A 14758-nucleotide genomic window follows, 5' to 3' on the forward strand; every position below is an offset into this window, starting at 1 on the left:
TGTTGGTATTTTACGCCGGTTACCGGCCGAGGGTTTCTCTGACGGCGGCGGCGATGTCGCCGGGGTTGGGGTAGATGAAGTCTTCGAGGGCCGGGCTGAAGGGCGGGACGACGTTGAGGCCGGCCACTCTTTTGACGGGGGCGTCGAGGCTGTCGAAAAGGTCTTCGCCGATCTGGGCGGCGAGTTCGCCGCCGTAGCCGCCGCGTTTGACGGCTTCGTGGACGATGACGGCGCGATGGGTTTTGCGCACGGAGGAGGCAAGAGTTTCCCAGTCGAGGGGCACGAGGCTCCTGAGGTCGATTACTTCGGCGTCGATGCCTTCGGCGGCCAGGGTTTTCGCGGCTTCGAGGGCGGAGTGGACCTGGCGGGACCAGGCGATGACGGTGACGTCGCGGCCGGGTCGCCTGACGGCGGCGGAGCCGAGGGGGATGAGGTGCTCGCCTTCGGGGACTTCGCCTTTGGCGGCGTAGAGGAGTTTGTGTTCGATGCAGATGACGGGGTCGTCGTCGCGGATGGCGGCTTTGAGGAGGCCTTTCATGTCGGCCGGGGTGCTGGGGGCGATGACTTTGAGGCCGGGGATGTGGGTGAAGAGGGCCTCGAGGCTCTGGGAGTGCTGGCCGGCGTTGCGCCGTCCGGCGCCCCCGGGGCAGCGGATGACGAGGGGGACGCTGGTCTGGCCGCCGGTCATGTAGCGCATTTTTGCGGCTTGGTTGACGATGGCGTCGAAGCAGACGGGGGTGAAGTCGACGTACATTATTTCGACGACCGGCCGGAGGCCGCGCAGGGCGGCGCCGACGGCCATGGCGGTGAAGCCGGCTTCGGAGATGGGGGTGTCGATGACGCGGTTTTCGCCGAATTCCTCGAGGAAGCCTTTGGTGAGGCCGAAGACGCTGCCCATGACGGCCATGTCTTCGCCAAGAATGAAGACGTTGTCGTCGCGGAGCATTTCTTCGCGGAGGGCTTCGCTGATGGCCTGCCCGTAGGTGATGGTCTTCATCTGGCCACGCTCCTCTCGTTGTCGGCGGCGTAGACGTCGCTGACTACTTCGGCCGGCCCTGGGTAGGGGGATTCCTCGGCGAAACGGACGGCGTCCTCGATTTCGCGGCGAATTTCGTCTTCGACGGCGGCCAGTTTGTCGGCTGCGGCGGGGTCAAGCGCAAGGATGGCATCCTGCAGAAGGATGAGCGGGTCGCGTTTTTTCCAGGCGGCGACTTCGTCGGCGGGTTTGTAGATCTGGGGGTCGCCTTCATAGTGGCCGCGGTGGCGGTAGGTTTTGGCTTCGATGAGGGATGGCCCCTCCCCTGCCCTGGCGCGCGCTGCGGCGGCGCTTACGGCTTCGAAGACGGCGACGACGTCGTTGCCGTCGACGACGATGCCGGGGATGTCGTAGGCTTTGGCGCGGTCGGCGATGTCGGCGATGCTGGTGACGCGGTCGATGGCGACGGAGACGCCGTATTTGTTGTTTTCGCACAGGAAGATGACGGGCAGGCGCCAGGCGGAGGCCATGTTGAGGGCTTCGTGGAAGGCGCCTTCGTTGGAGGCGCCGTCGCCGAAGAAGGCGAGGGTGACTTCGCGGCCGCCTTTGATTTTGCTGGCGAGGGCCGAGCCGGCGGCGATGGGGATGCCGGCGCCGACGATGCCGTTGGCGCCGAGGATGCCGAGGCCGAGGTCGGCGATGTGCATGGAGCCGCCTTTGCCTTTGCAGTAGCCGGTGGCTTTGCCGAAGAGTTCGGCCATCATGATGGCGGCCCGGCCGCCTTTGGCGAGGCAGTGGCCGTGGCCGCGGTGGGTGGCGGTGATGAAGTCGGTCGGCTCTAAGGCCTGGCAGGCGCCGACGGCGGTGGCTTCCTGACCGACGCAGGTGTGGATGTTGCCGGCCATGCGGCCCTGGGTGAAGAGTTCGGCGGCTTTTTGGTCGAACTGGCGGACGCGCTGCATTTCCCGATAGAAGCGCAGCAGGGTCTCAAGGCCGTGTTGGTTTGCTTTCGTTTTCATGCGTTTCGCACCATCCTCGCTAGGCTGTCGTCTAAAGACGCAGGATTGCGGACCGGGTGGCGGAACCCGGCCGGGGTAAGGCCGGAGGTTCCGCCGCGGTCCGAGGGAGGGGGGGGGTTAGCGTTGTTATGGTCAGCCGCCGGCAATGTCGGCGGCCATTTTTTCGAGTTCTCGGGAGAGGGTGCTGGTCGACTGGGCAGCGGCGGCAATGGTAGGGGGTTCACGGCCGCGGGACACCGGCCGGCTTCGTTCCGGCCGGTTCGCCCCGGTCGCGGTTGGTTATTTCATGCCTAGGATGTTGGGCAGCCACAGGGATACGGCGGGGATGTAGGTGATGGCCGCGAGGGCTATGAGGGAGGCGATGAGGAAGGGCATGACGGCCCGCGAGATCTGTTTGAGGCTGATGTTGGCGATGTTGCAGGCTACGTAGAGGTTGACGCCGACCGGCGGGGTGATCTGCCCGATGGCGAGGTTGACGGTCATGATGACGCCGAAGAGGACGAGGTCGACTCCGACGGCGTTGAGGATGGGGATGAAGATGGGCAGGAGGATGTAGTAGGCGGAGATGGCGTCGATGAAGCAGCCGGCGACGATGAGGATGAGGTTCATGATGAGGAGGATTACGTATTTGTTGTTGGAGAATTCGACCATGGCTTTGGACATGTCCTGAGCGACGCCTTCGGTGGTTACGAGCCAGGCGAATAGTGTGGCGGAGGCGACGATGAGCATAACGACCGCCGAGCCTACGGAGGCGTCGATGAGGAGTTTTTTGAGTTTGGCCAGGTTGAGTTCCTTGTAAACGAAGAAGCCTACGAACAGGCCGTATACGGCGGCGACGCCCGCCGCTTCGGTGGGGGTGAAGATGCCGCCGTAGATGCCGCCGAGGATGATTACCGGGGTCATGAGGCCCCAGGCGGCGTCTTTAAAGGCGTCCCACAGTTCGCGCATGGTGGGTTTTTTGCCGCCGCCTCCCCAGCCGCGTTTTTTGGAGATAATGTAGCTGACGACGGCGAGGGCGAGGCCGATTACGAGACCGGGGATGACGCCGGCCATGAAGAGTTTGCCGATCGAGACTTCGGCGACTACGCCGTAGACGACGAAGGCGATGCTGGGAGGGATGATTATGCCGATGGCGCCGGCGTTGGCCATGAGGGCCGAGGCCATGGATTTGTCGTAGCCTGCTTCGGACATGGCGGGGATGAGGATAGCGCCCAGCGCGGCGACGGTGGCCGGGCCGGAGCCGGAAATGGCGGCGAAGAAGCAGGAGGTGACGACGAGGACGATGGCCAGACCGCCGGTGATGTGGCCGACGCAGACGTTGGCGAAGCGGACGAGGCGGCTGGAGACGCCGGCCTGCTCCATGACGACGCCGGCGAGGATGAAGAAGGGAATGGCGAGGAGGGTGAATTTGGCGGTGGCCGAGTACATGGTGAAAGCTACGATGTCGAGGGAGCCGCCGCTGAGGACGATGGTGATGACGCCGCCGAGGCCGAGGGCTATGGCGATGGGGGTGTTGAAGCAGAGCAGAAGGCCGAAGACGATAAATAAGAGAATGCCGGGTTCAATATCCATTGTCAGTTGCCCCCCTTCCGCCAGGCCAGCCAGCCGGCCTGGGCGAAGCGTACGAAGCAGAAGGCCGCGCCGACGGGCACAGCGATGCCCATGGTCCATTCGGGGATGCCGAGGGCCGGGGTGGTCTGTTTACTGGCGATCTGAGACTGGACCATGCCGATGCTGGTCCAGATGATGACGGCGAACATGATGAGGGCGAGTAAGGTTACGAAGAGGGCGCAAACCCGTTGCCACTTCGCGGACAGCATGTCGGTGAAGAGGCTGAGGCCGAGGTGGGCGCCGCGTTTGGCGGCGGCGGCCGCGCCGAAGAAGCAGCTCCAGACGAACAGGTTGGTGGTTATTTCTTCGGTGAAGGACATAGAAAGGTTGAGGAAGTAGCGGGAAAGGACGTTGCCGAAGTTGAGGAGCAGCATGGCCCCAAGGGTGATGGCGAGGAACCAATCCTCGATGGCGTCAAACAGTTTGGACATGGCGGCCTCCGCTTTTTAATAGTCGAGGTGGCCCGGCTATGGGCCAAGCCACCTCGCTAATGCTGTTGGTTGATGCGGCTATTTGCCGGCGTTCCGGAAGGCGTCCATCAGGTCTTTGCCGATGCTGGGCTCGTATTTTTCGTATACGGGGCCCATTTTGGCCTGGAAGGCTTTGATCTGAGCGGGGGTGAGGACGGTGACCTTCATGCCTTTGGCTTTGAGTTCGGCCAGTTGTTTGTCCGCTTCTTCGCGGTTGAGTTTGATCTGGTATTCGCAGGCTTCCTTGGCGGCGTCGCGCAGGATCTGCTGGGTTTCTTTGTCGAGGGAGTCGAACAGTTTTTTGTTGATGCCAAGCACGAGCGGGTCATAGGAGTAGTTCCAGATGGTCATGTATTTCTGGACTTCGCCGAGTTTGCTGGTGTAGATGACGGGGATGGGGTTTTCCTGACCGTCGATGGTGCCCTGCTGAAGGGCGGTGAAGACTTCGGCGAAGTTCATGGCGGTGGGATCGGCGCCGAGGGCTTTGAAGAGGTCGATGTACATCTTCATGCCCGGGATGCGGATTTTGAGGCCTTCCATGTCGGCGGGGGTGGCGATGGGTTGCTTGTTGTTGGTGATCTGGCGGAAGCCGTTTTCGCCGAAGCCAAGCGGTTCTACGCCTTTGGCGCGGAGGATCGCCTTGATTTTTTCGCCGCCGGCGCCTTTCATGGCTTTGTCAACAGCTTCGTTGCTGGGGATTATCCACGGCATGGAGATGACGCTGAATTTGGGGTCGAGAACGGAGTAGATGATGGTGGAGTGGAAGGACAGGTCGGTTACGCCGTTCTGGAGCTGCTCGATGCCTTTAGCCTGGTTGCCGCTGGAGAGCTGCTCGTTGGGGAATACCTGGATGGTGACGCGGCCTTTGGTTTTGTCTTTGACGATGTCGGCGAATTTTTGCGCGCCTTTGGTCCAGGGGGAGCTTTCCGCGGTGGTGACGCTCATTTTCATTTTGATCTTTTTCTGTTCGGGAGCTTTTTTGTCGCCGCCGCCGCAGCCGGCTACGACCAGGGAGACCGCGAGGACGAGACAGAGAACTAGGATCCACGCTTTTTTCATGTTTTTGTACCCCTCCATTTTTTCTTTTACTCACACAGCTTGGAAGCTGCGAGGGTAACGTCGTCAGCGGTGATTTTGACGAATTTCTCGAGGTTGGGGCTGAAGGGTATCGGCACATAGGGAGCGCCGAGCCGCACGATGGGCGCGTCGAGGAGGTCGAGGTTTTCCTCGGCTACGCGGGCGGCGATTTCCGCTCCTACCCCGCCGGTCTTTACGGCTTCGTGGACGATGAGGAGCCGGTGGGTCTTGGCGAGGGAGGCGTTGATGGTTTCAAAGTCGATGGGCGAGATGGTGCGAAGGTCGATGATTTCGGCCTCGATGCCCCGTTCCGCGAGCTGGGCGGCGGCTTCGACGGTGCGGTGGAGCATCATGGAGTAGGAGACGATGGTGACGTCGCTGCCCGGCCGCACGATGTTGGCTTTGCCGATGGGGACGAGGTGCTCGCCTTCCGGCACCGGCCCTTTGGTGGGGAAGAGGGCTTTGTGTTCGAAGTAGAGAACGGGGTCGTCGCTGCGGATGGCGGATTTGAGGAGGCCTTTGGCGTCAGCCGGGTTCGAGGGGATGACGACTTTGAGGCCGGGAACGTGGAGGAACCAGGATTCGAGGGTCTGGGAATGCTGGGCGGCCGCCGAGCGGATGATGCCGTCGGGGGCGCGGAGGACTACGGGGACGGTGCACTGGCCGCCGAACATGTAACGGATTTTGGCCATCTGGTTGACTACTTCGTCCATGCAGACGGTGATGAAGTCGGCGAAGTGCATGTCTACTACCGGCCGCATGCCGGCAAGGGCTGCGCCGACGCCGGCGCCGACGATGGCTGTTTCGGAGATGGGCGTGTCGCGGACTCTGTCGGTGCCGAATTTCTGGGGCAGGCCTTTGAATTGGCCGAATATGCCGCCCTGGCGGGCGATGTCCTCACCCATTACGAAGACGCGCTCGTCGCGCTCCATTTCTTCGGCCATGGCTTCGAGGGTCGCTTCGGAGAAGCTTATTTCCCGCATGTTACTTCACCCCTTCCACGTATAGGTCTGCGAATAGTTCGGATTCGTCGGGGTATGGCGCCTGTCGGGCTTCCCCGACCGCCTGCTCGATTTCGCGGGCGACTTCGTCGCGGATGGCGTCGAGGTCGGCCTGTTTGAGGAGCTTGGCGGCGATGACCTTGTTGGCGAAGTTTTTAAGCGGGTCGTTTTCGTCGAGGTGTTTCTGCACTTCGGCTTTGGTGCGGTACATTTCCGGGTCGCCGACGAAGTGGCCTTTGATGCGGTAGGTTTTGGCCTCGATGAGGGTGGGGCCGTCGCCGGCGCGGGCGCGTTCCACGGCTGCCTTGGCGGTTTCGATGACGGAGAAGACGTCGTTGCCGTCGCAGACGACGCCGGGGATGCCGTAGGCTTTGGCGCGGTCGGCGATGTCTTCGATGGCGGTGGTGGTGCGGTAGGGTGTGGTGGATGCCCACTGGTTGTTTTCGTTGACGAAGATGACCGGCAGTTTCCAGGCGGCGGCCATGTTGATGCCTTCGTGGAAGGTGCCGCGGTTGGAGGCGCCGTCGCCGAAGAAGCAGACGGCTACCTGGCCAGTTTTGCGCATCTGGGCGGCGAGGGCCGCGCCTACGGCGAGGTTGTAGCCGCCGCCGACGACGCCGTTGGCGCCGAGCATGCCGACGGAGAAGTCGGCGATGTGCATGGAGCCGCCTTTGCCTTTGCAGTAGCCGGTGGCTTTGCCGAAGATTTCGGCCATCATCGGCCGGACCTGTGCGCCTTTGGCGATGCAGTGTCCGTGGCCGCGATGGGTGCTGGTGATGTAGTCCTGGTCGGTGAGGTTGGCGCATACGCCTACGGCAATGGCTTCTTCACCGATGTAGAGGTGGACGAAGCCCGGCAGTTCGCCGCCGAGGAAGAGTTCGCCGATTTTTTCTTCGAATAGTCTGATGCTTGTCATCCGCCGGTAGAGGTGGCGCAAAAATTCGGCATCATGTTTCAAGTGAATCACCCCTCTCGTTTTTCCCAAAAACGGTTATTGTTTAATGCATTTTCCGTGCCAATAGGGAAAAATGGCGGAATGGCTTGAAACAGGGCAGTATGTCCTTGCTGAGACGCGCCGGATGTGTTCGGTTATCGATCACTATTGGTCAATTTGTGAACATTTCGTTTTCTTTCGGCACGGTTATGGCGTAGTCGCGCAGTTTGCTGTAGAGGGTGTTGCGGCCGATGCCGAGGAGTTTGGCGGCGTGGGAGATGTTGCCGCGGGTGTTGTGGAGCGTTTCTTTGATGATTTTTTTCTCGGCGTCGCGCAGGGAGAGCTGGCTCCACCCCGTGGTTTCGCTTTTTTCGCCCACGGTGCGGGGCAGGTAATCGCTGCCGATTTCGATGTTTTCGCAGATGTTCACGGCCCGTTCGACGACGTTTTCGAGTTCGCGGACGTTGCCGGGCCATTCGTGGGCCATGATGCGCGCAAGGGCGTCGTCGCTGAAGTGTTTGTCGTCGACGTCGAGCTGGTGGCACATTTTTTTGAGGAGGTAGTCGATGAGGGGCGGGATGTCTTCGAGGCGCTCGCGCAGCGGCGGGACGTAGATGGGCAGGACATTCAGGCGGTAGTAGAGGTCGTGGCGGAAGTTGCCTTCCTTGACTTCATCAGCTACGTCGCGGTTGGTGGCGGCGATGACACGGACGTCGATTTCGAGGGACCGGTGGCCGCCGACCCTGGTGATGCGCTTTTCCTGCAGGACGCGGAGGAGCTTGACCTGGATGTCGAGCGGCATTTCGCCGATTTCATCGAGGAAGATGGTGCCGCCGTGGGCGAGTTCGAATTTGCCCGGCCGCCCGCCCTGTTTGGCGCCGGTGAAGGCGCCGTCCTCGTAGCCGAAGAGTTCGCTTTCGACGAGGTTGCGGGGGAGGGCGCCGCAGTTGATGGCGATGAAGGGGCCTTCAGAGCGCAGGCTGGCGTTGTGGATGGCCTGGGCGATAAGTTCCTTGCCGGTGCCGCTTTCGCCCTGGATGAGGACGGTGGCGGCGCTGTTGGCAGCGATTTTGGCGAGGCGGACGCATTCTTTCATGGCCGGGCTGTTGCCGACGATGTCTTCGAAGCTGAATTGGGCGGTGGCGCCGACCATTTTGGTGACGAGTTGGCGGATTCGCTTTATTTCCCGGAAGATGTCGATGACGCCTTCGAGTTCGCCTTTGCTGTTTTTAAGCGGGATGGCTGATTTAATGAAGTGGAGGATGCCGCGTTTGGTTTCGATGACGAATTCTTTGTCGGTGTAGCCCTGACCGGTTTCCAGCACTCTGAGGACGACGGGCCGGAAGTCGACGAGGGTGGAGATGTGCTTGCCGAGGGCTTCGGCGGCGTTGATGTTGAGGATTTTGGCGCCGGTGGGGTTGACGAAGGTGACGATGCCCTTGGCGTCGATCATGAGCAGGCCGTCGGAGACTTTGTTGACGATGGTGGAGTGGATGCTGGCGGTCTGCTCGAGTTCTTGCTGGGTTTTCTTGACGGCAAGGTAGTTGTTGATGGCGGCGGCGGCCGATACGACCATGCCGAGGGTGTGGCAGTGGACGTTTTCTGTGCGGCCGGTGACGCTGAGGACGCCAAGGAGATTGCCGGCGGCGTCGGTGAGGGGCGCGGCGGAACAGGCCCAGTCCTGATGTTTCTGGCAGTAGTGCTCGTAGCCGGAAACCTGGATGGGGCCGCTGCCGAGGAGGACGAGGCTTATGGCGGTGGTGCCGACGAGGTCTTCGGTCCATTTGACGCCGTTGACGTACTGGATGCCGCGGTGGGATTCGAGGACTACGGAGTCGCCGATGACTTCGATGACGAAGCCGTCCCGGTCGACGAGGATTACGGCGAAGCCGGAGTTTTTCATGAGTTCGTAGAGGTTGTGCATGAAGGGGCGCGAGGCGTCGATGATTTCGGCGTTGCGGGCCAGGAGGGCCTCGAGTTCCTTGCCGTTGACGATGACGCTGCTGCCGCCGCTGCGGTAGTCTACGCCCTGCTGTTCGCATCTGAGCCAGGAGCGGACGATTTCCGTCCTTATGCTGCCGGCCTCGATCTGCCGGTGGTTGATAAAGCGTTCCCAGGCGACGCGGATTAGCTCGTCCTGGATCATGTGTGCTCCCTCCAAAACGTCCTGTAATGATACAGGAAATAAATAGTTATATTAAGCATTGGACAAAAATCGTTCGTTTCCTGCACTTGCGGAAATTTTTTGAACGATGCGATAATTTTTTTCACCGGGGAAGGACGGACGAAGGCCGCACGGCTGGCATGCCATGCGGCCCTGATGACGCCTCAGATGGGGGTGGTTTAGGGGCGGCTGCTATTTTTTGTTTGCGGGCTGGGTCATCTCGGTGGCGAGTACTTTATTGAACGATTCCTGTTTTTTGGGTTTGTCTTTGCCGGTGGTGCGGCGTTTGTCGCGGCTTTGGTTGTTGGTCGGCTGGACTTTGGTGGTGACGATGAGCATGGGTCCGCCCTCCCCTGCCGATTTTTCTTTTCACTGATTATATCGGCGGGAAGGGCGGTTTTGTTTAGGGGTATTTTTTTCGGGGGCCTTATTGACGACCGAGGGCTTCGGCCAGTTTCCAGCGGATCTCTATCTTCTCCGGCTTCGGGGAAGCGGTTTTGTCGTCGGCGCCGGCAACGGCCGGGACGGCCGTGACGGTGGTGCCGTCGATGAAGCACAGGGGCGGGAAGAGGACGCACCACCAGTTCTTGCCTTCGGCGGCGCCAAGGAGAAGACGCACGGCTTCGTAGCGCCCGGGCGGCAGGACGAGGGTGCCGTAGGTGCGGAGGGGAAATTCGAACCAGCCGGTTTCGAGGGCGACGGGGTAGTCGGCGCCGGCGGCGGCGACTGTGCTGCGGGCGATGCGGAGGATTGCTTCGCGCTGTCCGGCGACGATGCGGCGGGCGTCGTCGACGGTGGCGGCGCCGGCCAGGTGGGGGGCGAGGTGGGCGGTGACGGCGTCGCGGACGCGGTATTTGAGCTGCTGGTCGGCGGCGCTGTCGCTGTTGGCGATGATGTGGAGGCGGATGAGGTCGCGGGGGGATGCCTCCTCTCCCCTGCTTTCGCCGGCAAGGAGCAGGCTCCAGCCGCCGGCGACGAAGACGAACAGGATTACGGGCAGTACGATACGGATCAGGGTCTTATTCATTTTTTGATTCCTCTCCAATGTTGATTCTATTTTCTAATGGTTCTTCTATGGTCTGCCGGGAGGACGTTCAGAGGCCCCAGATGCAAGGCGCACCGGAAGAGCGCGCCGCGATGCGTACTGGGTGCGTACGCTAGCAAGCGCTCTGAGGAGCAACGCCGCAGATGGGGTCTATCAACGTCCTCCCCTAGACGTATTTGCGCATATGTCCGAGGGCGGCCTTTTCGAGGCGCGACACCTGCGCCTGCGATATCCCGATCTCCTCCGCCACCTCCATCTGGGTTTTGCCTTCGAAGAAGCGGAGGGTGAGGATGTGTTTTTCGCGGTCGCTGAGTTTGCGGAGGGCTTCTTTGATGGCGACGCCTTCGAGCCAGTTAAAGTCGTGGTTGCGGTCGTCGCCGATCTGGTCCATTACGAAGATGGGGTCGCCGCCGTCGTGGTAGATGGGTTCGAAGAGGGAGATTGGCTCTTGGATGGCGTCGAGGGCGAAGACGATTTCTTCGCGGGGAATTTTGAGTTCGTCGGCGATTTCGTTGATGGAGGGTTCGCGGGAGAATTTGTTGACAAGCGAGTCGCGGATCTGGAGGGCTTTGTAGGCGACGTCGCGCATGGAGCGGGAGACGCGGATGGGGTTGTTGTCGCGCAGGTAGCGGCGGATTTCGCCGATTATCATGGGGACGGCGTAGGTGGAGAATTTGACGTTCTGGGAGAGGTCGAAGTTGTCGATGGCTTTCATGAGGCCGATGCAGCCGACCTGGAAGAGGTCGTCGACGTATTCCCCCCGGTTGTTGAACCGCTGGATGACGCTGAGCACGAGCCGGAGGTTGCCGTAGATGAGTTGTTCGCGGGCGTCGACGCCTCCCGACTGCATGATTTCGAACAGCTCGCGCATCCGGGCGGCCGGCAGGACGGGGAGCTTGGCTGTGTTGACACCGCAGATCTCGACTTTGTTTACTAGCACGTATGTCCCTCCCACAAGCTTCCAACCCTGTTAATTTCCTATCAGCATTATTGCCACGGAGGGGGCGTTTTATTCGGGGCAATAAAAAAAGCCGCCACGGGGGGAGGCGGCGGAGGCCGAAGCGGTGATGGTTTTCGGGTACGGGCGCGGCAAAGGCCCGTCAGTTGACTGACGGGCCTTTGCGGCCGGCAGGGGAAAACCGATGCCGGCATTTTAGGGCGACTATTTCTTTTTCGGTATCCAGGAGTCGACGAGCTTTTCGTTGTCCTTGACCCATTTACGGGCGCTTTTCAGCGGATCGTCGCTGTTGGCGATAAGGCCCATCAGGCTGCCGAGCTGCTGGTCGTTGAGCTTGAAGTTGCGGAGGAACTGGGCCACTTCCGGCAGGTCTTTTTCGATGTCCTTGCGGGCGACCGTATGGATGTTTTCGACTTTCCCGTAGATTCCTTTGGGGTCTTCGAGGAACTTAAGCTTCCAGCGGGCGAATTTCCAGTGGGGCTTCCAGCCGGTGACGGCTACCCATTCTTTCTTTTCCACGGCGTCTTTGAGCGCCGCGGTCATGGCCGGCCCGCTGCCGGGGATGAGTTTGAAGCCGAGGCCGTAGTCTTTGATGGCTTTGTCGGTGGCTTTCATTATGCCCGCCCCGGAGTCGATGCCGATGATTTTGCCGTCGAATTTCGCCTTTGCCCCGTTCATTTCTTCGATGCTGTTGATGCTGACGTATTCGGGGACGACGAGGCCGATGCGCGCCCCTTCGAAGTTGGTGCCGAGGTCGGTGAGCTTGGCACCGTATTCTTTCATGTAGCTTTCGTGGGTTACGGGAAGCCAGGCGTCCATGAAGGCGTCGTAGTCGCCGTTGGCCACCGAGGTGAAGATCGGCGCGACGTCGGCCATGGTGATTTTTACGCTGTAGCCCATTTTATCTTCAAGCACGACTTTGGCCAGGTTGGTCATTGCCACCCCTTCGGCCCAGTTGACGTAGCCCAGCTTGACTTCTTTTTTGGCTCCCGACTGCCCCGCAGGCTTGCCGGCGCCGCAGCCGCTCGCCAAGATCAGGCTGAGACTCAATGCTGCGGTAATTGCAAGGATGGTCCATTTTTTGAAACCGTTTCGCATGTTTACAATTCCTCCTCAGGCTTGTTTGTTTTTTCTGCGGTTGATGTTTGCGAGGCTCTGGGTTATCCGGTCCAGGACCATCGCAAGGAGAACCACAGCAACGCCGCTTTCAAACCCCCTTCCGATTTTTAACTGGGTGATTCCTTTCAACACTTCCTCACCGAGGCCGCCGGCGCCGATCATGGCCGCGATTACGACCATGGACAGCGACAGCATGATGGTTTGGTTGACCCCGGCAAGGATGGTGGGAATAGCGATCGGCAACTGGATTTTGAAGAGCAGCTGCCTGGAGGTGGAGCCGAAAGAGCGCGCGGCTTCGACGACGTCGTGCGGCACCTGCCTGATGCCGAGGTTGGTCAGCCTGACGGATGGCGGCATCGAGAAGATGACTGTGGCGACCGCTCCGGGAACTTTGCCCAGCTTGAAGAAGAGCACGGCCGGGATCAGGTAAACGAAGGCCGGCATTGTCTGCATGAAGTCGAGCAGCGGACGCACCATACGGTCGAATTTGTCGTTTCTGGCGGCGCAGATGCCGATCGGAATGCCGACGATCAGGGCGATGATCGCTGATGTGAGCACCAGGGCGAGCGTCTGCATCGTCTGGGGCCATAAGCCCATGTTGTAGATGAGTCCCATGCTCAGGACGGTGAAGATGGCGATCCCCCGCCCCGCCGCCCGCCAGGCGACGACGGCCAGCAAGGCGATGATCGCAACCGCGGGGATGAAGAGGAGCGTGTTTTCGAAGGCGTCGATGAAGCCTGTCAGGCCCAACCGGGTAAGGTTGAAGAAGCCGTCGAAGTTGGCCCGCAGCCATATTATTATGGCTTCGAAGACCTTCCCGACCGGAATAGTGTGCATCATTGTTCCACCCCCATGATGCTGGATATTACGGCCGCTCTGCCGATGATCCCGCGCATTCTTTTATCGCCGTCGAGGACGACGATCGGCGTTTTGGCGTTGAAGGCCATCGGCAGGAGGTCGAAGATCCGCATGTCGGGGTCGGCGACGGGAACATCCTTGACGATGATTTCCTCGAGGTTATGAATGCCCTGCTGAACCAGGCGGGTGGCGTCCTCGATGCGGACGATGCCCTGAAATTGTCGTTCGGCGTTGACGGCATAGATGCTGGAGATCCCTTCTTCCTGCATGCGCCGCACGGCAGCCCGCGGCCCGTCCTTGGGGATGATGAGCGGATCGGGGCGTTTCATTATCGAGCTGGCTGTGAGTACTTTCGTCCTGTCGACGTCCTGGACGAATTCCCGTACATAGTCGTCGGCCGGATTGGTCAGTATTTCCTCGGAGCTGCCGATCTGGACGATCTGGCCGTCGCGCATGACCGCGATGCGGTCGCCGAGCCGCAGCGCTTCGTCAAGGTCGTGGGTGATGAAGATGATCGTTTTGTGCATTTTGGCCTGCAATTCGAGCAGTTCTTCCTGCATTTCCCGGCGGATAAGCGGGTCGAGCGCGCTGAAGGCTTCGTCCATGAGCAGGATGTCGGGGTCGGTCGCCAAGGCGCGGGCGAGCCCCACCCGCTGCTGCATACCGCCGCTAAGCTGGTCGGGCATTTTGAATTCGTACCCTTTGAGGCCGACCAGGTCGAGCGCCTTGAGGGCCTTTTCCCGGCAGACCGCCGGCTCGACTTCCTGGATCTCGAGCCCGTATTCGACGTTTGAACAGACGTTCCGGTGCGGGAAGAGGCCGAAGCGCTGAAACACCATCGCCACTTTCCGGCGCCGGATGTCGAGCAGCCGCCGGGTGTCGGCTTCGAGTATGTTTTCCCCGTCGATGCGCACTTCGCCGGCGGTCGGCTCGATCAGTCTGTTGATACAGCGCACCAGGGTGGATTTGCCGCAGCCGGACAGGCCCATGATTACGAATATTTCGCCCTGCTGCACCTGGAAGCTGACGTTGTTGATCCCGACGGTGTGGCCGGTCTCTTCCATTACCTGGCGCTTGGAGATGCCGTTTTTTACCATGGACAGAACGGACCGGGGCTGGGGTCCGAATATTTTGTACAGATTGACTACTTCTACCTTCAATATTTATCCCCCCAGACTGTTAAACAACGTTTTGACACTAACAACCCTATTATAATATATAAGTTGTTAGCGGTCAAAATATGCCTGCCTTTTCTGGGCCTTTTATCGGGGGTTTGTACGTCGATTGCCGCGAATTCGCGCATTTTCGGCCTTTGTTGGTGAAAGAGCCCAAAACAAGAAAAAAATCAACGGTTGCCCGTTGATTTTGCCGCGCTAGTAATGCGGTTTTTGCTTGGCGGAACTGTTTTTCAATGCTTGTAAGGTTTGCTTGGCCGCCTGGCTATCCGGGCAAGTCCCCATAGCACTTGTGCCGCCCTCCGCGGAAGGGCGGCACAGGTATGGGGTTCTATCTGGAGGGAGGGGGAT

14 protein-coding genes are annotated in these 14758 nt (G+C 60.4%); all 14 read right to left on the reverse strand.

The annotated features are described in order from the left end of the window. Window positions 1–19: 19 nt before the first annotated feature. Window positions 20–997 carry an alpha-ketoacid dehydrogenase subunit beta gene (locus Q4T40_10405; GenBank protein MDT8901654.1) on the reverse strand — a complete coding sequence of 326 codons (978 nt, stop codon included), beginning with the start codon at window positions 995–997 and terminating at the stop codon, window positions 20–22. Continuing rightward, the gene (locus Q4T40_10410) at window positions 994–1995 is read right to left on the reverse strand and encodes a thiamine pyrophosphate-dependent dehydrogenase E1 component subunit alpha (GenBank protein ID MDT8901655.1); all 1002 of its coding nucleotides are present in this window, start codon (window positions 1993–1995) and stop codon (window positions 994–996) included. Before Q4T40_10410 ends, Q4T40_10405 begins: the two co-directional genes overlap by 4 nt. Before the next feature lie 279 nt (window positions 1996–2274). Further along, the gene (locus Q4T40_10415) at window positions 2275–3567 is read right to left on the reverse strand and encodes a TRAP transporter large permease (GenBank protein MDT8901656.1); all 1293 of its coding nucleotides are present in this window, start codon (window positions 3565–3567) and stop codon (window positions 2275–2277) included. 2 nt (window positions 3568–3569) lie between these two features. After that, window positions 3570–4037 (reverse strand): TRAP transporter small permease, encoded by a 468-nt coding sequence (locus Q4T40_10420; protein ID MDT8901657.1) that lies wholly within the window; start codon window positions 4035–4037, stop codon window positions 3570–3572. Between the two features lie 78 nt (window positions 4038–4115). After that, window positions 4116–5135, reverse strand: coding sequence for a DctP family TRAP transporter solute-binding subunit (locus tag Q4T40_10425; protein ID MDT8901658.1), 1020 nt, complete (start codon window positions 5133–5135; stop codon window positions 4116–4118). Between the two features lie 26 nt (window positions 5136–5161). Beyond that, window positions 5162–6136, reverse strand: a complete 975-nt coding sequence (locus Q4T40_10430; protein MDT8901659.1) for an alpha-ketoacid dehydrogenase subunit beta — start codon at window positions 6134–6136, stop codon at window positions 5162–5164. Between the two features lies 1 nt (window position 6137). Further along, the gene (locus Q4T40_10435; GenBank protein ID MDT8901660.1) at window positions 6138–7112 is read right to left on the reverse strand and encodes a thiamine pyrophosphate-dependent dehydrogenase E1 component subunit alpha; all 975 of its coding nucleotides are present in this window, start codon (window positions 7110–7112) and stop codon (window positions 6138–6140) included. Window positions 7113–7260: 148 nt separating this feature from the next. Further along, window positions 7261–9234: a sigma 54-interacting transcriptional regulator gene (locus Q4T40_10440; GenBank protein ID MDT8901661.1), complete on the reverse strand. Its 1974-nt coding sequence runs from the start codon at window positions 9232–9234 to the stop codon at window positions 7261–7263. A 210-nt stretch (window positions 9235–9444) separates the two neighbouring features. Next, complete coding sequence (locus Q4T40_10445) at window positions 9445–9591, reverse strand: hypothetical protein (GenBank protein MDT8901662.1); 147 nt, start codon at window positions 9589–9591, stop codon at window positions 9445–9447. An 88-nt stretch (window positions 9592–9679) separates the two neighbouring features. Continuing rightward, window positions 9680–10279 (reverse strand): stage II sporulation protein R, encoded by a 600-nt coding sequence (gene spoIIR / locus Q4T40_10450; GenBank protein ID MDT8901663.1) that lies wholly within the window; start codon window positions 10277–10279, stop codon window positions 9680–9682. 184 nt (window positions 10280–10463) lie between these two features. Next, on the reverse strand, window positions 10464–11237 hold the full coding sequence (gene sigG / locus Q4T40_10455) for an RNA polymerase sporulation sigma factor SigG (protein MDT8901664.1): 774 nt from the start codon (window positions 11235–11237) through the stop codon (window positions 10464–10466). 222 nt (window positions 11238–11459) lie between these two features. After that, window positions 11460–12353, reverse strand: a complete 894-nt coding sequence (locus Q4T40_10460) for a glycine betaine ABC transporter substrate-binding protein (GenBank protein MDT8901665.1) — start codon at window positions 12351–12353, stop codon at window positions 11460–11462. A 15-nt stretch (window positions 12354–12368) separates the two neighbouring features. Next, a complete protein-coding gene (locus tag Q4T40_10465) occupies window positions 12369–13214 on the reverse strand; it encodes a proline/glycine betaine ABC transporter permease (protein MDT8901666.1) in 846 nt (281 codons plus the stop codon). Further along, window positions 13211–14392 carry a glycine betaine/L-proline ABC transporter ATP-binding protein gene (locus tag Q4T40_10470; protein ID MDT8901667.1) on the reverse strand — a complete coding sequence of 394 codons (1182 nt, stop codon included), beginning with the start codon at window positions 14390–14392 and terminating at the stop codon, window positions 13211–13213. Before Q4T40_10470 ends, Q4T40_10465 begins: the two co-directional genes overlap by 4 nt. Window positions 14393–14758: the final 366 nt, after the last annotated feature.

Source organism: Selenomonadales bacterium 4137-cl (assembly GCA_032334055.1).
In the GTDB taxonomy this organism is placed as follows: Bacteria; Bacillota; Negativicutes; order Sporomusales; family UBA7701; genus Anaeroselena; species Anaeroselena agilis.